The organism is Pseudonocardia sp. C8 (assembly GCF_014267175.1).
Lineage (GTDB): Bacteria > Actinomycetota > Actinomycetes > Mycobacteriales > Pseudonocardiaceae > Pseudonocardia.
The window spans coordinates 5,847,649-5,869,641 of the sequence record NZ_JACMTR010000002.1 but is presented as its reverse complement, the minus strand read 5'-3'; the positions used below and the strand labels follow the sequence as shown (position 1 = coordinate 5,869,641).

General features: G+C 70.1%; 18 protein-coding genes. 11 read left to right on the top strand and 7 right to left on the bottom strand.

The window, feature by feature from the left end:
- Positions 1 to 13 precede the first annotated feature (13 nt).
- The 4 genes from H7X46_RS27885 to H7X46_RS27870 form a co-directional block, all read right to left on the bottom strand.
- The gene (locus H7X46_RS27885; RefSeq protein WP_370589019.1) at positions 14 to 1,411 is read right to left on the bottom strand and encodes an MFS transporter; all 1,398 of its coding nucleotides are present in this window, start codon (positions 1,409 to 1,411) and stop codon (positions 14 to 16) included.
- A 301-nt stretch (positions 1,412 to 1,712) separates the two neighbouring features.
- A complete protein-coding gene (locus H7X46_RS27880) occupies positions 1,713 to 2,267 on the bottom strand; it encodes a TetR/AcrR family transcriptional regulator (RefSeq protein ID WP_186362171.1) in 555 nt (184 codons plus the stop codon).
- Positions 2,268 to 2,292: 25 nt separating this feature from the next.
- Positions 2,293 to 3,741 carry a mercury(II) reductase gene (gene merA / locus H7X46_RS27875; protein WP_186362170.1) on the bottom strand — a complete coding sequence of 483 codons (1,449 nt, stop codon included), beginning with the start codon at positions 3,739 to 3,741 and terminating at the stop codon, positions 2,293 to 2,295.
- 166 nt (positions 3,742 to 3,907) lie between these two features.
- Positions 3,908 to 4,588: a TetR/AcrR family transcriptional regulator gene (locus H7X46_RS27870; protein ID WP_186362169.1), complete on the bottom strand. Its 681-nt coding sequence runs from the start codon at positions 4,586 to 4,588 to the stop codon at positions 3,908 to 3,910.
- A 141-nt stretch (positions 4,589 to 4,729) separates the two neighbouring features.
- On the opposite strand from H7X46_RS27870, the gene H7X46_RS27865 reads away from it, so the two are divergent.
- The 3 genes from H7X46_RS27865 to H7X46_RS27855 all read left to right on the top strand — a co-directional run bounded on the left by H7X46_RS27865 (position 4,730) and on the right by H7X46_RS27855 (position 8,635).
- The gene (locus H7X46_RS27865; RefSeq protein ID WP_370589018.1) at positions 4,730 to 6,736 is read left to right on the top strand and encodes a glycoside hydrolase family 3 protein; all 2,007 of its coding nucleotides are present in this window, start codon (positions 4,730 to 4,732) and stop codon (positions 6,734 to 6,736) included.
- An 88-nt stretch (positions 6,737 to 6,824) separates the two neighbouring features.
- Positions 6,825 to 8,084: an MFS transporter gene (locus tag H7X46_RS27860; RefSeq protein WP_186362168.1), complete on the top strand. Its 1,260-nt coding sequence runs from the start codon at positions 6,825 to 6,827 to the stop codon at positions 8,082 to 8,084.
- Between the two features lie 140 nt (positions 8,085 to 8,224).
- Positions 8,225 to 8,635, top strand: coding sequence for a PPOX class F420-dependent oxidoreductase (locus H7X46_RS27855; protein ID WP_186362167.1), 411 nt, complete (start codon positions 8,225 to 8,227; stop codon positions 8,633 to 8,635).
- On the opposite strand, the gene H7X46_RS27850 is transcribed toward H7X46_RS27855, so the two are convergent.
- A complete protein-coding gene (locus H7X46_RS27850; RefSeq protein ID WP_186362166.1) occupies positions 8,601 to 10,058 on the bottom strand; it encodes an amylo-alpha-1,6-glucosidase in 1,458 nt (485 codons plus the stop codon). The genes H7X46_RS27855 and H7X46_RS27850 overlap by 35 nt on opposite strands.
- Before the next feature lie 372 nt (positions 10,059 to 10,430).
- On the opposite strand from H7X46_RS27850, the gene katG reads away from it, so the two are divergent.
- From katG to H7X46_RS27830, 4 genes are all read left to right on the top strand, one after another.
- Complete coding sequence (katG, locus tag H7X46_RS27845; protein WP_186362165.1) at positions 10,431 to 12,632, top strand: catalase/peroxidase HPI; 2,202 nt, start codon at positions 10,431 to 10,433, stop codon at positions 12,630 to 12,632.
- Positions 12,633 to 12,980: 348 nt separating this feature from the next.
- Complete coding sequence (locus tag H7X46_RS27840; protein WP_186362164.1) at positions 12,981 to 13,436, top strand: MSMEG_3727 family PQQ-associated protein; 456 nt, start codon at positions 12,981 to 12,983, stop codon at positions 13,434 to 13,436.
- A gap of 16 nt (positions 13,437 to 13,452) precedes the next feature.
- Positions 13,453 to 15,135 (top strand): PQQ-dependent dehydrogenase, methanol/ethanol family, encoded by a 1,683-nt coding sequence (locus H7X46_RS27835; protein ID WP_186362163.1) that lies wholly within the window; start codon positions 13,453 to 13,455, stop codon positions 15,133 to 15,135.
- Positions 15,136 to 15,247: 112 nt separating this feature from the next.
- Entirely contained in the window at positions 15,248 to 15,445 is a 198-nt protein-coding gene (locus tag H7X46_RS27830) for a recombination activating protein 1 (RefSeq protein WP_186362162.1), read from the top strand.
- A 19-nt stretch (positions 15,446 to 15,464) separates the two neighbouring features.
- Here H7X46_RS27830 and H7X46_RS27825 read toward each other — a convergent pair whose 3' ends face one another.
- Entirely contained in the window at positions 15,465 to 16,859 is a 1,395-nt protein-coding gene (locus H7X46_RS27825) for a DNA-binding protein (protein WP_186362161.1), read from the bottom strand.
- A 478-nt stretch (positions 16,860 to 17,337) separates the two neighbouring features.
- Here H7X46_RS27825 and H7X46_RS27820 point away from each other — a divergent pair, with 478 nt between their 5' ends.
- The gene (locus tag H7X46_RS27820; protein ID WP_370589017.1) at positions 17,338 to 18,714 is read left to right on the top strand and encodes a LytTR family transcriptional regulator DNA-binding domain-containing protein; all 1,377 of its coding nucleotides are present in this window, start codon (positions 17,338 to 17,340) and stop codon (positions 18,712 to 18,714) included.
- On the opposite strand, the gene rpe is transcribed toward H7X46_RS27820, so the two are convergent.
- Positions 18,649 to 19,407, bottom strand: coding sequence for a ribulose-phosphate 3-epimerase (gene rpe, locus H7X46_RS27815; protein WP_370589016.1), 759 nt, complete (start codon positions 19,405 to 19,407; stop codon positions 18,649 to 18,651). The two genes, H7X46_RS27820 and rpe, sit on opposite strands and share 66 nt — an antisense overlap.
- Before the next feature lie 74 nt (positions 19,408 to 19,481).
- Between rpe and hxlA the strand changes: the two genes are divergently transcribed.
- The 3 genes from hxlA to H7X46_RS27800 all read left to right on the top strand — a co-directional run bounded on the left by hxlA (position 19,482) and on the right by H7X46_RS27800 (position 21,917).
- Positions 19,482 to 20,189 carry a 3-hexulose-6-phosphate synthase gene (gene hxlA / locus H7X46_RS27810; protein WP_370589015.1) on the top strand — a complete coding sequence of 236 codons (708 nt, stop codon included), beginning with the start codon at positions 19,482 to 19,484 and terminating at the stop codon, positions 20,187 to 20,189.
- 36 nt (positions 20,190 to 20,225) lie between these two features.
- The gene (locus tag H7X46_RS27805) at positions 20,226 to 20,480 is read left to right on the top strand and encodes a hypothetical protein (RefSeq protein WP_370589014.1); all 255 of its coding nucleotides are present in this window, start codon (positions 20,226 to 20,228) and stop codon (positions 20,478 to 20,480) included.
- Positions 20,481 to 20,702: 222 nt separating this feature from the next.
- Positions 20,703 to 21,917: a sodium:calcium antiporter gene (locus H7X46_RS27800; RefSeq protein WP_186362158.1), complete on the top strand. Its 1,215-nt coding sequence runs from the start codon at positions 20,703 to 20,705 to the stop codon at positions 21,915 to 21,917.
- Positions 21,918 to 21,993 lie beyond the last annotated feature (76 nt).

Sequence of the window (21,993 nt, the reverse complement as noted above, 5' to 3'; positions counted from 1 at the left end):
CGTCGCCACCATCTCAGCCGTCCAGCGCGCCGGCCGGTACCTGCTCGCCGGTCGGGCGCCCGGTGAGGGTGGCCAGCGCAAGTACCCCGGCCAGGACGAGTACCCCGGCGGCGAACGACATGGCCGAGCTGTACCCGGCGACGAGCGCTGCCTCGTGGGCGATGTCGGCGTGCTCGGGCCGTGCGGTGACGGTGGTGGCCACCGCGGCCAGCGCGGCCAGGCCGAGTGCGACGCCGGTCTGCTGGGCCGTGTTGAGCATCGCCGAGGCGATACCGGCCTTGTCCGCGTCGACCCGGTAGACCGCCGCCTGGGTCAGCGCCATGACCCCGAGCCCGAAACCGAGGGCGAGCATTAGCATCGCCGGCGCCAGGTGCAGCCAGTAGCTGGTTCCGACACCGATCGCGGAGAACCACAGCGCGGCCAGTGCGCTGAGCAGCGCACCGGCTGCGGTGACGTAGCGCGGACCGGTCCGCAGCAGCAGCTTCGGCGCCGTACCGGCCCCCAGGATGATCCCGGCGGCGAACGGCAGCCATGCCGCGCCGGTCTGCAGGGGCGTGAACCGCTCCACCTGCTGCAGGTAGAGGGTGATCACGTACAGGGTCCCCATCGGACCGATGGCCAGCAGCAGCATGCTGGCGTAGGCGCCGGCGCGGTTGCGGTCACCGAACAGCGACAGCGGCAGCAGCGGGTTCCGGCTGCGTGCCTGGGTGAGCACGAACGCCGTGACCAGCACGGCCGCCACGCCCAGCAGGGACAGCGCGACCGGGTCGGTGAAGCCGTCCTCGCCGAACCGGGTGATCGCGTAGGCGAGCGCGACCATGCCGCCGGTACCCAGGGCCGCGCCGAGACCACCCAGCTGCCCGTGGTGCCGGCCGGCGGCGACCAGGGTGCGGCTGCCGAGCAGCACCAGCAGACCGATCGGGACGTTGATGAAGAACACCCACCGCCATCCCAGGGTGTCGGCGAGCACGCCACCGAGCAGCAGGCCGACCACGATCCCCAGCCCGGACATGGCCCCGTAGAGCGCCAGTGCCTTGTCCTGCATCTTGCGCTCGGAGAAGGTCGTCGCGATCAACGCGAGCGCGTTCGGCGCGGTCAGCGCCGCACCCGCGCCCTGCACCGCCCGCGCCGCGATCAGCATCCCGGCGCTCTGCCCGAGCCCACCGGCCAGCGAGCCCAGCACGAACAGCCACAAACCCACCTGCAAGGTGCGCCGACGACCCCACAGGTCACCGATGCGACCACCCAGTAGCAGGAGCGCACCGAACGCCAGGATGTAGGCGTTGACGATCCAGGGCAGATGCACGGCATCCACGCCCAGCGCGCTCTGGATGCTGGGCAGCGCGATGTTCACGATCGAGTCGTCCAGCACCAGCATCAGCTGCGCGGTCGCGATCACCAACAACGGCACAAGACCGCTCCATCGTCCCACCACTGTCCTCGCCACGTCATCTCCTCTGCACGACAGGGGTTCTTGCAGCTCTTCGGCCCGAGGGGTGATACCCCTCCCCCGTAGGGGTACATCGACAACGTTCGCAACACAAGCTCCGCCGACGGTGGGGAGACGCACAGGTCACCCACCGCCCCACGACGCCGCCGGGTGCAGCCTCGTCGCCGACGTCCCGCGCCGGAGCAACTAGGCGCTGCCGACGGCACCGCCACGGATGTGGTCGCACGGATACTGACGACGTCGGTGGGGCGCCCCCCGCACGTCACTCGCCGGCCATCGACACCGCCACCGGCTTGACCCGCGCGAAAGCGGCGCTGCCCTCGTCCATCGAGGCGACCTTCGCACCGTCGTACAGCGTCAGGATGATTCGGGCGACCTCGGCGCGTTCCGCACGAGTCGACCCCTGGACGTTCCGCTCGAGGTAGGCCAGCACGAACGCCCGGTGCTCGGCCAGAACCTCGGCCGCCCCGCTGTCCGGGTCGAGGTGCTCGGCGGCCGCGTTGAGGAAGTGGCAGCCCTGGTAGCCCGGCTGGCCGCAGGCGGCCGCTGCGTGGTCGAACAGGGCGGCAACCCGGGCCGGACCGGTCTCCGCCTCGCCCTCGACGTGCCGCAACCCCTGATGCACCAGGTCCGCCTGGCGCCTCAGGTACGCCACGACGAGCTCGTTCTTCGACCCGAAGTGCGCGTACAGGCTCGCCTTGGCCACACCAGCCTCGGCGATCACCCGATCGACACCGACGGCCCGCACCCCGTGGGCGTAAAAGAGCCGGGCTGCCGTATCCAGGATCCGGTCCTGCACCGCTGATCCGTGTCGCATCACCGTATGATACAGACGGTTCTGTCTATTGGGCTCGCTCCCGAGGTGACAGCTGAGCCACGATCCTGAGCGACTCGGCCATCGTCAGGAACGGTGCCCAGGTCGTGGCCAGCTGCTGGACGGTGAACCCGGCCGACAGCGCGTACGTGGCCGCCGTGATGACCTCTCCGGCCTCCTCGCCCACCATGTGGACGCCCAGCACCCGTCCCGACCCGGGGTCGGACACCAGTGTGAGCCGGCCGCCGGTGCGGCGGCTGACCAGCGCCCGGGGAATCGATGCCAGTGGCAGCTCACGGGTCTCGTACGGCTGTCCGGCGATCTCGGCCTCCGCGGGAGTCATTCCGACCGAGGCCAGCGCCGGGGAGGTGAACGTGACCCGGGGCACCGTCGTGTAGTCGAGGGCCCTGGGCGTGTCGTCGAAGGCGTTGCCGATCGCGGCGGCACCCTGCGCGCCCGCCACGTAGACGAACTGCCGCCCGCCGGTGACATCACCGGCCGCCCAGATCCGCGGGTGGGCGGTCCGCAGGAACTCGTCCACCACGACCTCGCCCCGCGATCCCGTGATCACGCCGACCGCGTCCAGCCCCAGGCCGTCGGTCACCGGCCGGCGTCCGGTCGCGACGAGGATCTTCTCCGCGGGAACCGAGAGGGTCTCGCCACCGGCGACCACCGCCGCGACTATCCCCGTCCCGTCCGGCTCGACCCCCTCGAGCGTCGCCGCCGTCAGGAACTCGATGCCCTCGTCGGCCAGCGCCTCCTGCAGGGCGGCCGAGATGGACGGATCCTCGAACGGAGCGATCCTCGGGGCCAGCTCGACCACCGTGACCCGTGCCCCCAGCCGGGCGAACAGCTGCGCCTGCTCCAGGCCGATGGCGTTCCCCCCAACGACAAGCAGGGACTCGGGCACCCGCTCCTGCGACATCGCGGTCGACGACGTCAGGTAGTCGACCGAGCCCAGGCCGGGCACGTCCGGGACGTAGGGCCGGGCACCGGTGGCGATCAGCGCGTGCTCCGCACCGATCCGCGCGACCTCGCCCTCGACCCCGTGGACGACCAGCTCCACGTGCTCCTCCTCGGAGGGAACGAACGACGCCGCCCCACGCAGCAGTACGATGCCCGCCTGCGCGGTCCCCTCGACGTGGTCTCGCTCCCGCAGCTCGCCGAGGAGCCGGTCCTTGTCCTTGACCAGCAGCTCCAGGTCGACCGGCTCGGCCGAGGTGACCACCCCGGGAAAGCGCCCTCCCTGAGCCGTCGCCCGGACCGCCGCCGCGGCCAGCAGGGACTTCGAGGGCACGCACCCCACGTTCAGGCAGGTGCCGCCGGGAGCATCCCGCTCCACCATGACGACGGACTTCCCGAGCCGGCGCGCCTCCGTCGCCGCAGCCTTGGCCGCCGAGCCGGCCCCGATGACGGCCAGGTCGTAGACCTGGCCCGCGCTGTTGCTGTTCACGATCGTCTCCTGAGACACCGTCATTAGACAGACAGGTCTGTCTGCCGCGACACACGCTAGACAGGTCGGTCTGATGCGTCAAGGCACGGGTTACGCGTGGCAACCGGCACCTCCTGCGGTCAGGTCTCACCCTGCCAACAGACGGTCGCGCAGGGACGCCGCCGAGAACCTGCTGCCCGGAGGGCGATCGTCACGGTCCGCCGGCAGCAGCCCGGAGGGGCGCTGACTCGACACCGCGGAGCGCTCGGAGCCCCTCCGGCGTGAGGAGCTTCTCGATCGCCGTGCGGACGAGATCGTGCATCGGGAGGTGCCGGTCGAGCATCCACTGCACCTGCACACCATCCATCACCGCAGTGAGGAGGACCGCCTCGTCGTCCGGATCCAGCGAGGGACGAAGATAGCCCGCGTCCGACGCGGCCCGGAGAACGCGGGCGGTTCCCGACCTTATGGTCTCGTACCGCCTGCGGAAGTACTCGTGAGCAGGGTGTGCCGGGTCGACCGCTTCGGTCGAGACGCGGGCGAACAGGTCGATCACCCCGGGACGGCGCTCGTTCTGTTGCGCCAGGTCGATCATTCCACGGAGGACTCCGACGCCGCCGGAGATGCCGGCGTAACGGACGAAGTGGCACCGATCGCTGGCATCCCGCTCCTCCAGCACGGCCTGCAGCAGCGCCTCCTTCGTCGCGAAGTGACGGGCCAGCCCAGCGCGTGAGATGCCGACGGCCTGGGCGATGTCCCTCATCGTGGCACCGATGAAGCCGCTCACGGCGAAGTGCTCCGCGGCCGCCCGCACGATGGCTCGCCTGCGGGCACGGCCGTTCGCGTAGCCGTCCGGGCGCGCGCGACCACCGGTCTCCGTCGATGCTGCCACGCATCGAGGATAGGACCTTGCGCCGAAACGTGACACACATGTAACGTTTCGGCGGCTCAGTGGCCGCAGAGATCGGAACCACAGTGTTCGCGCGCATCCCGGCAGAGCCTTCGGTCGTAGAACTTCGAGAGGTCGTGCCCTGTGAGCGATGCGAGCTACCCGTATCAAGATCCGACACTCGGCCCCGCCCAGCGCGCAGAGGACCTGCTGAGCAGATTGCCGCTCGAGGTCAAGGCCGGTCTCATGTTCCAGCCGCTCGCCGGGATCGGTGACTTCGACGCTCCCGGGCCGATCGGCTATCCGTCCACCCGTACCCTGCTCGAACGGCGTATCAACCATTTCAATACGCTCCAGGCTCTCAGCGTTCGCGAGATGGCAGAGTGGGCGAACGCGGTCCAGGAAGAAGCGCGGAAGCTGCCCTTCGGGATCCCGGTCACGATCTCGAGCGATCCGCGACACGGCTTCGGCAACAACCCCGGCACCGGGCTGTCGGCCGGCCCCTTCTCGCAGTGGCCGGAGCAGCTCGGATTCGGCGCGCTCGACGATCCGGACCTCGTTGCGCGCTTCGCCGACACCGTCCGCCGGGAGTACCGCGCTGTCGGCATCGCCCTGGCGTTGCACCCTCAGATCGACCTGGCGACCGAGCCGCGCTGGTCGCGTGCCGGCGGCACCTACGGTGAGAGCGTCGAGATTACCCGTCGCCTCGCCGTGGCCTACGTGCGAGGGCTGCAGGGGGATCAGCTGGGACCGACCTCGGTCGCGGCCATGGGCAAGCACTTCCCGGGCGGTGGACCACAGCTCGACGGCGAGGACCCGCATTTCGAGTACGGCCAGGAGCAGGTCTACCCGGGCGGCCTCTGGGACATGCACCTCCAGCCCTTCAAGGACGTCCTCGCCGCAGGGCTCTCACAGATCATGCCCTACTACGGGGTGCCGATCGACACCGAGTACGAGGAAGTCGGCTTCAGCTTCAACAAGCAGATCGTCACGGGATTGCTGCGTGAACAGCTCGGGTTCGACGGCATCGTCTGCAGCGACTGGGGAATTCTCAGCGCCACTCCCTGGGGAGTTCAGCACCTCAGCTTCGAGGAACGCATGGCCCGGGCGATCGAAGCCGGAATCGACCAGCTGGGCGGTGAGGCGCGGCCGGAGTACCTGATCAAGCTCGTTCAGGACGGGAAAATCAGCGAAGACCGCATCGACCGGTCGGCTCGCCGCCTGTTGAAGGAGAAGTTCGCGCTCGGCCTCTTCGACAACCCCTTCGTCGACGTCGCCGAGGCGGAGCGGACCGTCGGCACGGCCGCCGTACGAGCGGAAGGTCTCGCGGCACAAGCTGCTGCGCACACCCTGCTCCGGAACGACGAGGGCCCGGCGCAGCTACCTCTCCGGAAGGGGATCCGTGTCTACGTCGACGGGATGGACCCCGTTGCGCTCGCGGGGCGGGCGAACGTCGTGGCCTCCCCCGAGGAAGCCGACGTCGCCATCGTGCGCCTCGCAGCGCCGTTCGAGCAGCGCGGAGTTCCGGGCGAGCTCGAGTCCTTCTTCCACGCCGGCTCGCTCGAGTTCCCCGTGGACGACGTCGAGCACATCGAGAAGATCAGCAGAGCCGCTCCCACCGTCGTCGACGTCTACCTCGACCGCGGCACGATCCTCACCCCGATCCTCCCGCACGCCGACTCGGTCCTGGTCGACTTCGGGGCGAGCGACGAGGCGTTCGCGCGCGTGCTCTTCGGTGAAGCCGAACCCCGCGGACGGCTGCCGATGGAGCTGCCGTCCTCGACGGAGGCCGTCGCTGCGAGCCGCCCCGACGTCCCGTCCGACACCGCAGACCCTGCCTTCGAGTTCGGGGTCGGGCTCCGCTACGCGAACTGGGTCCCGCAGCCTCATCCGACGGACGAGGAGAAGGCGGCGACGACGCTCGTCCGTCCGAACGGCAACCGGTACCGGCTCCACCGGACGGGCGTCGGGCAGCTCCTCAAGGATCCCGACGCGAAGGCGATCCTGACCGAGGATCTTCCACAACTGTTCAGCCACCCCATGCTGAACGTCTCCCTCGGAATGGCTTTCCCCACCGCGGTCGCCATGGTCGGCGGTGACCTGGACGACGACGCGCGGGAACGGCTCTTCTCGCGTCTGACGGCGCTGTAGTACGCGCACCGGCGCACGGCGAGGTAGGGCCGGTCCACCTCCGGCGTGCAGCGCCCCGCCCCCAGCGAACTCTGAAAGGAAGACCCACATGTCCGACGCGCCCCCTTCCTCACCCTCTGCCGTCGTCCGGCGCGTCGGTGCGGGCTTCATCACCCTGTACGTGCTCGCGTACATGGGGCTCTGGCTCGCGCTCATGGCGCCGGTGATGGTGACCTTGCCTCTGAAGATCAATGAGCTCGTCGGAGCAGCCGAGGCACCGGGGGCGCTCGGCCTGGTCACCGGCATCGGCGCGCTGCTCGCCCTTTTCGGAAATCCCTTCTTCGGGCGCCTCAGTGACCGCACCACGTCACGGTTCGGCATGCGACGGCCGTGGATGGTCGCGGGGCTGGTCGGCGGCACCGTCGGCCTCGTCACCATTGCGATCGCACCGGCCATCTGGCTGGTGGCCATCGGCTGGGCGGTCACCCAGCTCTCCCTCAACGCACTGCTCGCCGCCGTGGTCGCGATCATCGCCGATCAGATTCCCGAGAAGCAGCGCGGCGCCGTCTCCGGTGTCCTCGGCATCTGCCTGCCGATCGCGCTCGTGATCGGCACCTACGTCGTGCAGCTCGTGGCCCCGCTCGGCCAGCTCGCGATGTTCCTGTTCCCCCTCTTGATCACAGCCGTCCTGGTGATCGCCTTCATGGTCGTCCTCCGGGACCGCCGGCTCGCGCCCGAGGACCGCCCCGCGTGGTCGTTCCGCGAGTTCCTCTCGAGCTTCTACATCAACCCCCGGAAGGCACCTGACTTCGCCTGGGCATGGGTGAGCCGCTTCCTCTTCGTGCTGGGGCAGGCGTTCCTGCTCACCTACCAGGCGTACTACCTGCTCAACAAGATCGGCGTCTCGGAAACCCAGCTACCGGACAGCGTCTTCATCGCCACCGTGGTCTCGTCGTTCTTCTGGATCGTCTTCAGCCTCGCCGGCGGGAAGCTCTCCGATGCAACCGGCCGCAGGAAGGCCTTCGTGCTCGGCTCGGCGCTGGTGTACGGCGCCGGCCTGCTGGTCGTCGCGCTCTCGTCGGAGATGACGGTCTTCCTGGTCGCCATGGCGATCACCGGTGCCGGCATCGGCATCTACTTCGCCGTGGACCTCGCCCTCGTCGCCGACGTCCTGCCGAACCCCAACGACGCGGCGAAGGACCTCGGGGTGTTCAACATCGCCAGCGCCCTGCCCCAGTCCATCGCGCCGGCCATCGCGCCGACCATCCTCTTCCTGGGCGGCGGAAACTACTCGATGCTGTTCGTCGTCGCCGGCGTGGCGACCATCATCGGCGCCCTCGCCATCCTCAAGGTCAAGGGCGTCCGCTGAACGAGGGCTGACGCCGTAGCGGCTTCCGTCGGCCTACCGTCGCCGGTCCCGGCTACGGGATCGCTCCGGATCGTCGGCCAGGTTCACCTCCGATCCCGCGGCTCCCGTTACCCTGCGTGGGTGTCCGTGGGGGAGGCGCCATGACGGAGCCGACGCCGCCGGTGCTGCAGCGGTTCGTGACGGAGAAGGTCGTGCTCCTGCACACGCGCAAGCGGGACGGGAGCTGGGTCGGCACACCGGTGAACATCGCCGTCGGCGGGGACCGAGCCTACTTCCGGACCCCCGGCATGGCGTCGAAGGTCAAGCGGCTCCGCAACTTCCCGGAGGTCCGGTTCGCCCCGTGCACCTGGTTCGGACGGCCGACCGGGCCACCCGTGCAGGCGGTCACCCGGCGCCTGGACGGAGCGGAGTCGGCGCACGCCGCACGGCTCATCGGCCGGAAGCATCCGGTGCTGCAGGGTGTCGTCGTGCCCCTCATCCACCGGCTCCTGCGTACCGAGACGCTGCACTACGAGCTCAGCGCGGTCCGCGACGTCGCCCCGGGGTCGTAGCTGCCGGTGTGGCCGGAGCGGTCCACCGCTTGACGGCCAGGACCGTCGCGGCGGTCCAGGCCTGGACCTCCTGGGGTGGCTGGCAGATCCGGTGGGGGTGGCCCTGCTCGTCGGTCACGTCGACCACGAGATCGCCGACGTGCGGTACCGGCTCGTCGTCCCCGGAGAAGAACTCCGGGAAGTGACCGGTCGCCCGGTAGCCCGCCATGATCCGCCGGCAGAGGTCGTCGGCCATCGCCCGGGCGCCGTGCCGCCGCAGCCCGGAGGCGACGACGTAGGTGTCCCACGGCCAGCTGCTGCCGGTGTGGTAGCCGTCCGGCCGGAAGCCCCGGGCGCTGGACGCGAGCGTGCGGACACCGGCCGCGCAGAGCAGGTCGGGCCGCCCGAGTTCGGCGACGAGGAGATCGCGCCGGCGAGCGACCGCGGCGTCCGGCCCGTCCAGGATCCCGCTGTCGAGCAGGTGCCCCATGTTCGAGGAGCGGACCGCGATCCGGCGTTCCCGGCCGGAGGGGTCCCGGTCGAGGCCGAGCGCGAAGAACCCGCAGTCGCCGCCGTCGACCCAGAAGTCGGTGAGCACCCGGTCCCGCAGCGTCCGCGCGGTCCGGAGCAGGCGCGCGCCGGGCCCGAGGAGGTCGCTCGCGGCGACGAGCGCGTCGTGCGCGAGCGCCTGGACCTCGACGCTCGCGACGGTGCCGACCCGGGCGAGGGTGCCGTCGGCGTGGACGTAGGCGTCCCGCGAGTCCTTCCAGACCTGGTTCTCGATCGACCCGGCGAACCGGGGCACGCTCTCCACCAGCCCGGACGGGCTCGTCCGGATGCGGTGCAGGAGCCAGTCGACCGCGTCCCGGACGCACCGGTGGAGGGTGACGGTCCGGCCGTCCCGGCGGACCACCGGCGCGTCCGGGAGGGCGACGTCGGACCGGGCGAGCGTGGCGGCGAGCACGATCCACGAGCAGGTGGCGTCGACCGAGCCGTAGTACGGCCACGCCCACCCGTTCCCGGCCGTGATGCGGGCCGCGACCGGGTCGCCGGGCTCGCGGACCTCGTGCGGGATGCGGCCGGGCTCCTCCTCGGACGCGACGTCGTCGCGGACGCCCTGCAGGGCGGCGAGCGCGAGCACGGTGCGCCGGGTCAGGCCGGGATACCAGGGATGGAGGATGCGTGCGCAGGTCAGCGCGTCCCGGCCGAACAGCGCCTCGAACAGTCGCAGGTGCTCCGGTGGGTCGCCGCTCTCGCGCGTCATCGCGCCGGCCGCGACGACCGGGCCGGAGCGGTTCAGGGGTGTCCGCTCGCCCTGCGGGGTGAGCCGTCCGAGCGACCGGAGAGCGGCGAGGGGGCGGGCCGGGGAGTGGCGCGACGTCCGCTCCACACGGACCACCCTGTCACCGGGCCACAGCTGGGCGGCGACGTCGGGCGGGCTCATCTGCAGGTGCCACCTGATCCTTCCGCCGGCCGGCCGGAGCCGGGGTGCCCGCTCCACTCGTGTGGCCCGGGCCACCGTTCGGCACCGGTTGTGGACCACTGATTCGAGGTCTGTTGCGACGGCTTCGTGAGGCCGAGCAAGCTCGTCGAGACCGCGGAATCCTCGATTCGCGCGGATCACGACAGTGAGGAGGAAGAAAATGAAGTGGGAAACTCCGAAGTACACGGTCGTCGAGGTGTGCGCTGAGGCCACCGGTTACTTCCACCGGGGCTGACGGCACGGCTCCAGCTCCTTCTGCTCGTCCGGATCGACGCAAGGCGCCGGCCTTGCGTCGATCCGGACGTGGTCCGAGGGCGTCAGGGGAGGACACCGGTGCCCGAGCATCCCGACACGCACGTCTACCGTACCTACGACCAGATCGTGGGGAGCCGCCGGAAGCAGGCGGACAGCGGCCGTGCCGGCGATTGGTGGCCGCACCGGGTCGACCTGACGCCGATGCGCAGGCGGCGCCCCGCGGATGCCGGCTACGCCGACCGGTTCCGGTCACTGGATCTCGACGAGCTGGCCCGGGACGTCGACGAGGTGCTCACGACGTCGCAGGAGTGGTGGCCTGCCGATTTCGGGCACTACGGCCCGCTCGTGCTGCGCATGGCCTGGCATTCCGCCGGTACCTACCGCGTCGGTGACGGCCGAGGTGGTGCCGGTGCCGGCATGCTCCGCTTCGCCCCGCTGAACAGCTGGCCGGACAACCGCAACCTGGACAAGGCACGCCGGCTGCTGTGGCCGGTGAAACAGAAGTACGGGAGCCGGATCTCCTGGGCGGACCTGATGGTGTTCGCCGGCAACCGGGCCCTGGAGTCGATGGGCTTCACGACCTTCGGGTTCGGCGGCGGCCGCCCGGAGGTGTGGGAGCCCGACGAGACGTACTGGGGGCCGGAACGGACGTGGTTGGCCGAGGAACGCTACCGCGGCCTGCACGAGCTGGACGAGCCGCTGGCGGCCAGCGCGATGGGGCTGGTCTACGTCGATCCGCAGGGCCCGGCGACCAATCCCGACCCGGTGCTCGCCGCCCGTGACATCCGCCAGACCTTCCGACGGATGGGGCTGGACGACGAGGAGACGGTGGCGCTCATCGCGGGCGGGCACACGTTCGGCAAGACACACGGGCCGGCGGACCCGAACGTGACCGGAGGGCCCGAGCCGGAGGCCGCGCCGCTCACCGCGCAGGGCCTGGGCTGGCTCGGCGGTCACGGCAGCGGCATCGGGCCGGACACGGTCACCAGCGGGCTGGAAGGCATGTGGACACGCACGCCCGTCCGGTGGGACCACACGTTCTTCGAAACGCTCTTCATGTCCGGGTGGGACGTCGAGCTCAGCCCGGCAGGCCTGTGGCAGTGGATCCCGAGCGACGGCGTCGGTGAGGGCACCGTGCCGGACCCCTTCGACCCGGACACGAGACACCACCCGGTCATGCTCACCACGGACCTCGCACTGCGGGAGGACCCGGCCTTCGAGGCGATCTCACGGCGCTTCCTGGAGCATCCGGACCAGTTCGAGGACGCGTTCGCGCGGGCATGGTTCAAGCTGACGCACATCGACATGGGTCCGATCGAGCGGTACCTGGGTCCGCTCGTCCCGGCCGAACGGCTGATCTGGCAGGACCCGGTGCCGGAGGTCGACCACGACCTGGTCGACGCCGACGACGTCGCCGCCCTCAAACGCGAGCTCCTCGGATCCGGGCTGACGGTGGCCCAGCTGGTCGCCACGGCGTGGGCGTCTGCCTCGACGTACCGCGACACCGACAAGCGCGGCGGGGCGAACGGGGCGCGGATCCGGCTCCAGCCGCAGCGCGGTTGGGAGGTCAACGATCCCGAGCAGCTGGGCGTCGTCCTGCCCGCGCTGGAAGCGATCCGGGAGCGGTTCAACGCCTCCCGGACGGGAGACACGCGGATCTCCATGGCCGACCTGATCGTGCTCGGCGGGTGCGCCGCGGTGGAGCGCGCCGCGGCGGCCGGTGGCCACGCGATCGACGTTCCGTTCCGGGCGGGACGTACCGACGCGTCCCAGGAGTGGACCGACGTCGAGTCGTTCGAGGCGTTGCGCCCCCGGGCGGACGGCTTCCGGAACTACCTGGGCGAGAGCTGCACCGTGCCCTCGGAACATCTGCTCGTGGACCGGGCGAGCCTGCTGACACTGACCCCACCCGAGATGACGGTGCTGGTCGGCGGGCTGCGGGTGCTCGGAGCCAACCACCGAGGTTCCCCGGTGGGGGTACTGACCTCGGCACCCGGGTCGTTGACGAACGACTTCTTCGTCAACCTCCTGGACCCGGGAACGCAGTGGGAACCGGGCCGGCACGGGGACTCCCCCGAGGCGATCTACGAGGGCCGCGATGCGCGCACCGGTGAGCTGAGGTGGACCGCGAGCCGCGTCGACCTCATCTTCGGCTCGAGCTCCGAGCTACGGGCGCTCTCGGAGGTCTACGCGAGTGACGACGCGGGCGGCAAGTTCGTCCGGGACTTCGTCGCGGCCTGGGTGAAGGTCATGGAACTCGACCGGTTCGATCTGGACTGACGTCGATGCGTGCCCGGCGGTGCTCCACCGGTCCCGGGTCCGATTCCCGCCGTGCGGCATCTGGTCGTTCCGAGCGATTCCGGCCACCGGCACGGCGCGTACGAACGGTATCTCGTTCCGGGCGAACGGCGGACCCCGACCGGTCAGCGGCAAACGATTCCAGAACGACTTGCCCCCGGGTAGCGTGCGACCTCGGTCACAGGCTCTGCAACGCAGACGACACGGAATCCGCACCTGTGACCGACGTGCCGCATCCAGCTGGTCCGTAGCGTGACGCCTGCGCGCGCAGGCGATTTCCGCCGAACCAGCAGATGTGCTCATTTCTCGATGACGAGGAGGTGAAGTCCGATGACGATCGCCCAGGAACGAGAAGACCTTCTGGCCGAACTCGGCGGACAGAACAAGGCGACCATCGGTGCCGTGCTCGGGACCGGCTCGATCGGCAAGGCGACCGAGCGCGCCGACGGGACGATGGAGGCGACCATCCGGATCCCGGAGGACGGGATGGTGTGGGAGCCGGCGATCCTGATCATGCCGCATGCCGGCACGATCGAGCTGACGATCATCAACGACGACAAGAACACCCACGCCTGCCTGCTGCCCAGCAACGGCGACAAGCAGTTCATCGGCCTGGTGAACCACTCCAAGGGCAGCGCCACGCTCGAGCTGGACGGTCCCGGCTGCTACTGGTACGGCTCGCCGGCCGGTAACGACGAGGGCCGGGGCCTGACCGCTGCCATCGTCGTGACCGGCGAGGTGCCGCCGGAGGCCAAGCTCGACCGACCCGCCCAGCCGCGGCCGTAGAAGGGCAGGAACCGCAATGACCATCGAATACGTCGACGCCGGCAAGGCGTTCAACCACGGCAATCTCTCCAACCTGCCGCACAGCGCGCCGGACGTGACGCGTGGGATCGACTACGAGCGGATCCTCCAGGCGCGCAGTGAGTCCCACAACTGGATCACGTACTACGGCGACTACGACGGCAAGCGGCACAGCCTGCTCGACCAGGTCAACGCCGGGAACGCCAAGGACCTGAAGGTCGCATGGATCTTCCAGGCGAGCGCGACCGGAATGATCGCCTCGACCTCGACATACGCGTTCGAGGCCTGCCCGCTGGTGGTCGACGGCGTCATGTTCGTGACCGGTTGGGACGGCTGGCTCTGGGCGCTCGACGCGAAGACCGGCGAGCAGCTGTGGCGGTACAAGCACGCGATCCCCATCGACGTGACACTGTGCTGCGCCAACGTGAACCGCGGCTGTGCCGTCGCCAACGGCAAGGTCTACATGGTGACCCAGAACGCGCAGCTGGTCGCGCTCGACGCCACCACCGGCCGGAAGATCTGGCAGAAGACCATCGGTGACGTGCGCGCGGGCGAGAGCGCATCGATCGCCCCGCTGGTCGTCAAGGACTTCCTCATCACCGGTTCCGCCGGTGGCGAGTACGGCGTCCGCGGCCACATCGACGCCTGGGACCTGGAGACGGGCGAGCAGCGCTGGCGCACCTACACCGTGCCGAAGCCCGGCGAGCCCGGGTCGGAGACCTGGCCCGCCGACGGTGAGGCGTGGCAGCGCGGCGGTGCGAACCACTGGGTCACCGGCACCTACGACCCGGAGCTGAACCTCTACTACGCGGGTACCGGGAACCCGGCTCCCGACTTCGACGGCGAGGTCCGCGAGGGGGACAACCTCTACACCGACAGCGTGGTCGCCCTGGACGTGGACACGGGCGAGATCCGGTGGCACTACCAGTTCACCCCGCACGACCTGTGGGACTACGACTCCACGATGGAGATGACCCTGTTCGAGCGGGACGGCAAGAAGCTGCTCGCTCACTTCGACAAGAACGGGTACATGTTCGTCCTCGACCGCACCAACGGCGAGCTGCAGCACGTCACGCCGTTCGTCGACCGGATCGACTGGGGCGTCATCACCCGCGACGGCAAGGTGACGCCGCGGAAGTACCCGGACAAGGAGGGCGAGCCCTGCCACTTCTTCCCCGGCCCCGCCGGCGCGAAGGAGTGGACCCACGCGTCGTACAACCCCGACCACGACCTGTTCTACGTCCCGGTCGCCGACGTGGGCGCCACGGCCACCCGGCGGCGTCGCGAGTTCAAGGAGGGCATGCCCTACTGGGGTGCGGCCGTCGAGGTCGACGTCGACAACATGGCCGGCTCGGTCAGCGCCTTCGACTCCCACGGTGAGGAGAAGTGGCGCTACCGGATGAACAACATGCCGATGGCCGCGTCGACCCTCAGCACCGCGGGCAACGTCGTGTTCGCCGGCACCCCGGAGGGCGAGTTCCTGGCGCTCCACGCCGAGACCGGCGAGAAGCTGTGGAGCTTCCAGTGCGGCAGCGGACACCACAGCAGCCCGAGCACCTACATGGTCGACGGCAAGCAGTACATCGCGGTACCGGTCGGCTGGGGTGGCTGGCTGGAGGGCATTGTCCCCGGCATGTCCGGCCAGGGCCACGGTGCTGCGCTGATCGTGTTCTCCCTGTGACGGGCACGTCCCTCTGATGGAGGGACCGACCGGTGGTCGAGCCGTTCCGGCGAACGGCTCGGCCACCGGTCGGTGTGTCCACGGCCTGCGTACGGAAAACGGTGGTGATGTGATGACCCAGTCCTCAGTGGCCGGGCAGGGCGAGGTCCTGCCGTGCTCGTACTGCGGGGAGCGCTACGGGCCGGACGAGTTCGCGCGGCACACCGAGCCGGTGCACTGCGGGCCTTGTATCACGTGCGTCGACAAGCCCGAGTGCTTCAGTTGCCGTCTCATGTACTGCGTCTGCGAGGTGCACCGGTACCGGGGCTGAAGGCTCCCGGCGCGCCGGCTCAGATCCCCAGCGCCCGGCGGACCGTCGGTGTGTTCCGCCGGGACACCGGCACCATCGTCCCGGCCGGGTCGTCCATGACCAGGACCAGCTCGCCCTTGTCCCGGCGCTCGACCTCCCGGACACGGCCGAGGTTCACGATGTACTGGCGGTGCACCCGCAGGAAGCCGGAACCGTCGAGCTCGGCTTCGAGCCGGTCGAGGCCGAGCGAGGCGGACCGCAACATCCCTTCGTCGGTGGACAGCCACACGTCGTTGCCGTCCGACTGCGCGAAGGAGACCTCGGGGTGCTGGAGCAGGACCATACGGTTCTCGCGCGTCGCGACGATCCGGCGCGGCTGCGCGCGGGACGGTCCGTCCTCGCCCGCGCGGGGTAGCGGGTCCCCTTCCGACACACCGAACGCGACGACGTTGCCGACCAGGTGCCCGGACAGGAACACCGGCCGGAAGCTGATCGACGTCGGTTCGTTGGCGAGCCGGGTGAAGATCTGCGTCGAGCCCGCCCAGTCGGGATTGCGCGCCGCCTGCTCGGCGGCGTACCTGGCGGCCCGGATGAACTCGGGCAGTTCCGGTTTCCAGCGCACCGCGGGATCCGGTGCGGGTGTGGAGCCCGGGATGCCGAGGAGCACACCCGCGGTGTCGTCGGCGAGGACGACCCGTCCCGCGGGATCCACGGCCGCGAGCGGTGTGTTCGATCCCGATCTCATGTGGTTGAGGGCGGCCATCAGCTCGACGCCGTCGTCCTTGGCCCGCCGGCGCAGGATGCGCTGGGTCATCGTGGCGGCGTTGCCGAGCCAGGTGCCGACGACTCCGGGAAGCTCGCTGCGCCAGCAGGAGATGTTGAGCACCGCGACCGGTTTCTTCGTCACCACGTCCCGGACCGCCACACCGGCGCACGTCCAGTCGTGGAAGGCCTGACACCAGTGCTCGGCGCCGCGGATCAGCACGGGGGTGTAGGACATCAACGCGGTACCCATGCCGTTCGTCCCGGTGGCACCCTCGGACCAGCAGAACCACCGCGTCAGGTTCGCCTCGGCGGCGACGGCGCGCGTGCCGTGGTCTCCCCAGTGGGCCAGCACCCGGCCGGAGGCGTCGGTGATGGTCACGATGCCGCCGACGGTGCTGACCTCGTGCGCCATCGCAGCCGCGCGGAAGCCGAGTTCGGCGATCACGACGTCGTGCTCCAGCGCGTGGTCGACCTCGGCGACCGCCGCCGGTGCCTTGGTGAGGCGGGGATCGACGCGGTACTGATCCCGGCACCGGTGCCACGAGATCGCTATCTCCGGCCGCACGCCGCTGAGTTCGTCATCGCCCCCCGCGAACCGCTCCCACGCCTGGCGCATTGCCGCGTCGGCGCGGCTGCGAGAGCTCGGGTCGAGCCGTTGTACCTGTGCCATTGGAAGACCGCCTTTGGTCCGTCGGGCCGGAGCACGGCGATGTGGTCTTCCTCGCACGCTAGAGGTGCCTCGAATCGAGGGCAAGCAGCACGGTGTCGACCATTGACGAATGGTGGTGAATCGCGGATCAGCGGCAGCGATCTGCCCACCAGCGGTCGGGACTGCCCCGGGAAGCTCCGGACGTGTAGGTTCGCCGTTCACCTGATCTGCGCGGTTCTCGGGCCACCTCTCCTTTCGGCCAGGTTCGCAGCCCTACCCGATTGGTGAGTTCTACAAACGACGCGGCCGAGCGCCGAGAGCATGCCTTGAACTGTTTTGCCGCGTCCAGATAGTTTGCCAATTCCGTCAGTGCCCGGAGGTCCTCGGGACTTCCGGTGCACCGGGCGACAAGGAGGTCGCGATGACCGGGAGAGTGCCGCCGCTGGTGCTCACACCGAGCCGGCCGAGCGGACGTGATCGAGGACCCGACGGCTCCCTCGTGGCCACCTCGTCCGCCAAGGAGGTGGCCCGCGCATGGGAGGACTTCGCCGCGGGCGAGGACATCGAGACGGGCGTGCGGCCCGAGATCCTGGCTTCGTGGTACCGGTGCCGCGACCGGTACGACGTCGACCGCACGCTGGACGCTGCACCGGGCGCCCGGGGCGACGAGGCACAGGGGGTCGACAACGGCGTGATCTTCACCGCGCTCGGTGGGGTGGGCGCGCTGGCCGGCAAGGAGGTCGAACGCGACGGCGCCGTCGTCACCGTGACGGACGGGGTCGGGCGCGTCCTCGGCGCCTGGGGTGACCCCTCCGCGCAGCGGCGCGCCGAGCTGCACAATCTCGCGCCGTGGTCGTCGTGGTCGGAGGAGTGCACCGGCACGAACGGGATGGGCACGTCGCTCGAGGTGTCCGGCCCGGTGACCGTGACGGGGCCGGAACACTGGTGCCAGGCGTTCCACCAGTGGGCGTGCGCGGGCATCTCCGTCCGTGACGTGGTGACCGGCGCGCCGGTCGCGTCGATCAACATCTCGCGGTGGAACGCGTCGTTGCCCAAGCTCGTGCCGCCGTGGCTGACGAAAGCGGTCGCGTGCGTGGAGCAGGAGATCTACCGGCGCGCCATCTACGAAGCCGACAAGGTGATCACCGAGTTCACCAACCGGTCCGCGCAGGCCCGTGGTGCGTTCATGGCGATGGACCGCGGCGGGAACGTGATCGCCGCGAACGACGCCGCGGTCGCGTTGCTCGGGCTGGCCGGTGAAACCCCCATCGTGGCGGGGGCGACCGAGCCGGCGGACCGCTGGATCCCGGACATCATCGGGCTGCCGGACGTGGTGCGCTGGGCCGCGGAGCGGGCACGGGGGAACGCGGAATGGAGCGGCTACGCGCGGCTGCCGGTGTGTCCCGGCGAGGAGCCGGTTCCGCTGACGATGCGGTCGGTCGTCGACGCGAACCACGTGGTGGGCATGCTGTGTGCGTTCGGGGTACAGGAGGGCGAGGCCTACGAGCCGGGCGACGACACGGCGGTCGGCCCGCTACCCCGGTGCGTCATCGGGATGCGCAACGACCGGCTGGTTCTGCTGGCACCGTCGGAGATCCGCTATGCCGAGGCCGACCGGAGCATCGTCTGGCTGATCACGGAGCGCGGCCGGATCCAGGCCGCGACCCGCGGCCTGGACAACGTCGAGCGGTCGCTGGCGCCCTACGGGATTCGCCGGGTGCACCGGCGATACCTGGTCAACCTGCGCCGGGTGGCGGAGATCGAGCGGGGGATCAAGGGGGAGCTGTTCCTGATCATGGATTCCCGGGGGTCACAGGAGCTCGTCCCCGTCTCCCGCCGCCACGCCCCGGACCTGCGGCGCATGCTCGGTGTCTGATCGGGCCGGTGGCCGGGACAGCGCTTCCACCTGGCTGCGCAGTCCCTCCACCGCCCGTGCCGGGTCCGTGGCCGCGTAGACCGCCGAGCCGGCGACGAAGCAGTCGACGCCGGCCTCGGCCGCCTGCTCGATCGTGTCGGAGTTGATGCCACCGTCGATCTCCACCATCAGGTTCAGGTGACCGGTGTCGACGAGCGTCCGTGCCGTGCGCACCTTGCCGAGGACGTCGGCGATGAACGCCTGGCCACCGAAGCCGGGCTCCACGGACATCACGAGGAGGGTGTCGTAGTGCGTGAGCACGTCGAGGTAGGGCTCCAGCGGTGTGTTCGGCTTGATCGCCAGCCCGGCTCGAGCGCCGGCGGCGCGCAGGTTCTTCGCGAGCATGACCGGATCGTCGGCGGCCTCGACGTGCACCGTGACGTTGTGGGAGCCCGCTTCCGCGTAGCCGATCGCCCACCGGTCCGGCTTCTCGATCATGAGGTGGCAGTCCACCGGCAGGTCCGTCGCGGCCAGCAGCGACGTCACGACCGGCAGGCCGAGGGTCAGGTTCGGCACGAAGTGCGCGTCCATCACGTCCACGTGCAGCCAGTCCGCGCCACGGCCCGGCGTCCCGCGCACGGCGGCCACTTCGTCGGCGAGCCGGGCGAAGTCGGCGGAAAGGATGGACGGCGCAATCAACGGCGGATTCGACACGGCTCCGAGCGTAGGACAGCGGGGGCCGTGCGCGGCTATTCGTGGTGGGTATAGGGGATTGTTGTTCTGTATGTGTGGGGGTGTTGTCGGGTTCTGCGGGGGCGGGTGATGGTGGTGGGGAACCTTCGCTGAACTCGTGTGAGGAGATTGTCGTGCAGTTGCAGGTGGCGCTGGATGTTCTGGACCTTCCGTCGGCGTTGTCGCTGGCGAATCAGGTGGCGGAGTCGGTGGATATTCTCGAGCTGGGGACGCCGTTGGTGAAGTCGGCGGGTATCGGTGCGGTGAGTGCGATCAAGGCGGCGCATCCGGACAAGCTGGTGTTCGCCGATCTGAAGACCGCGGATGCGGGTGCGTTGGAGGCGGAGCTGGCCTTCGAGGCGGGTGCGGATCTGGTGACGGTGATGGGTGCGGTCGACGACGACACGATCCGGGGTGCGGTGGCGGCCGGTGACAAGCACGGCAAGCAGGTGGTGGCGGACATGATCAGTGTGGTGGACGGGCGGGTGGCCCGGATCCGGGAGGTCGCCAAGCTGGGGGTGGCGTTCGTGGAGATCCATGCCGGTCTCGACGAGCAGGCGCGTCCGGGGTACTCGATCGAGCGGCTGCTCGATGACGGTCGTGAGGCCGGGGTGGCGTTCTCGATCGCCGGTGGGGTCAAGGTCGACACGATCGCCTCGGTGCGGGAGGCCGGTGCCGTGGTCGCGGTCGCGGGTGGGGCGATCTACAACGCCGCCGAGCCCGCTGCTGCTGCGGCCGAGCTCAAGAAGCGCGCCACCGCCTGAGAGGGGAGCCGGGTGGAAGACCAGCAACTCCGGAGGGTGACTCCCTCGACCGCCTACGGCTCCCTGATGCTGCAGGCCGCCGGCGTGCTCCGGCTGCGCTACGTGAACTGCGACCAGGACCGCGGGCTGTCCCCCGCCGCGGCGAACGAGCTCGCGGACATCTTCGAGAGCCTCTCCTACGGGGATCCCGCCTTCGACCAGATCGACCCGAACGAGGCGATCGCGCTGGCGCATCGCCTGCTCGACGACGACAACCCCGAGCTGTCGAGACTGTGGCCCCGGACGCCGTGAGTGGCCGTCCGTGATCTCACAGATCTCCCGGCGCGGCCGTCGCGACGCGAGCAGCCACCGGGTGGGCGCGCCCGTCGCCGCCCACCCGGTGGCATTCACGTGGTGCCCGGAGCGTGCGGCAGAACGAACGCGAATGGCCCCGAGAACCCGTCACACAATTCGTCACCCACCAGGGGGAACGGTGACCGGACCGACCTCGACTCGTGGAGGAGCACTCGCAGCATGGACCCGATAACGTCGCTCATCGTCTTCGCCGCCGGGGCGGCGGTGCTCGTCTACAGCGCCGAGAAGCTGATCACCTATCTGGTCGGCGCGGCCCGTGGTCTCACGGTTTCCCTGTTCCTGCTGGCGATTCTGTTCACCGGAATCGAGTTCGACGACCTCGCGTTCGGCATGGTGCTGAACCTCGAGGGGTTGGAGGACGTCGCGATCGGCGTCATCTTCGGGACCGTCCTGTCGATGACCGGTCTGGTGCTGGGCCTCGCCGCATTGATCGCGCCCTGCCGGGTGGAGATACCCCGGGACTACATCGCGATCTTCGCGGTCGCCCCGCTGATCCTCATCCCGGTCGCCCTGATCGGCGAGCTGGGTGTCCTGTCCGCGACCGTGCTCATCCTGCTGTTCGTGGCGTTCGTCGGCTACGTCACCTACCGCGAGTACCACCGGGCGATGCCGACGTTCCGCAGTGCCGAGGTGCTCGAGTCGCTGGACGACGAGGAGGCCCGGGCGGTCACCGGGAACCGCTTCGACGTCACCGACCGCGGTGGCCCCGGGAGCCTCCCCGGTGACGGGGGCGCCGGAGGGCTCTACGAGACCGGCTCCCTCGCGGTCGCGAAGGAGAACCGCCGCCCCGGCGGGATGCTCCTGCTCCTGGCGATCCTGGCGCTGGCCGGCCTCGTCGTCGGCGCCTGGGCGATGTCCGAGGGCACCGAGGGGATCCTGGAGAACTTCGAGATCAGCGGCACCGTCTTCGGTGCGACGATCGCGACCCTCGTGCTCGCCCTCGAGGACATTTTCCTGACCGTCGAACCGGCCCGGCGGGGCGCGCCTGCGATCGGCGTCGGGAACGTCGTGGGCAGCGTCGTGTTCTCGGTGACGGCCAAGCTCGGCATCATCGTGCTGGCCGGCGGGGCGATCGTGATCACCCCCGACGTGTTCGGCTGGCATCTGCCGGCATTGATCGTGATCAACGGGCTCGCGGCGTTCGCCCTGTTCACGGGCAGGTTGCGTCGCTGGCACGGGGCCGCGCTGCTGGCCGGCTACGTCGCCTACTGGGCCATCAGCTTCTCCGTGTTCGGCCTGGTCCCGGTGGACGACGCCGGCGGTGACGACGACGTGTCCCCGCCGGCGGCCGGAGCGCCGGCCGTCCCGGGTCCACCGGACGATGACGACGACGGTGCCGCCGCGCACGACCCGGGCGACACGGTCCACGGCTGACCCGACAAGCCGCAGCGCTCTGCTCGAGGGGGCGGTGAGGAGCACCCGCCGGAGGCGGGTGCTCCTCACCGCTCGA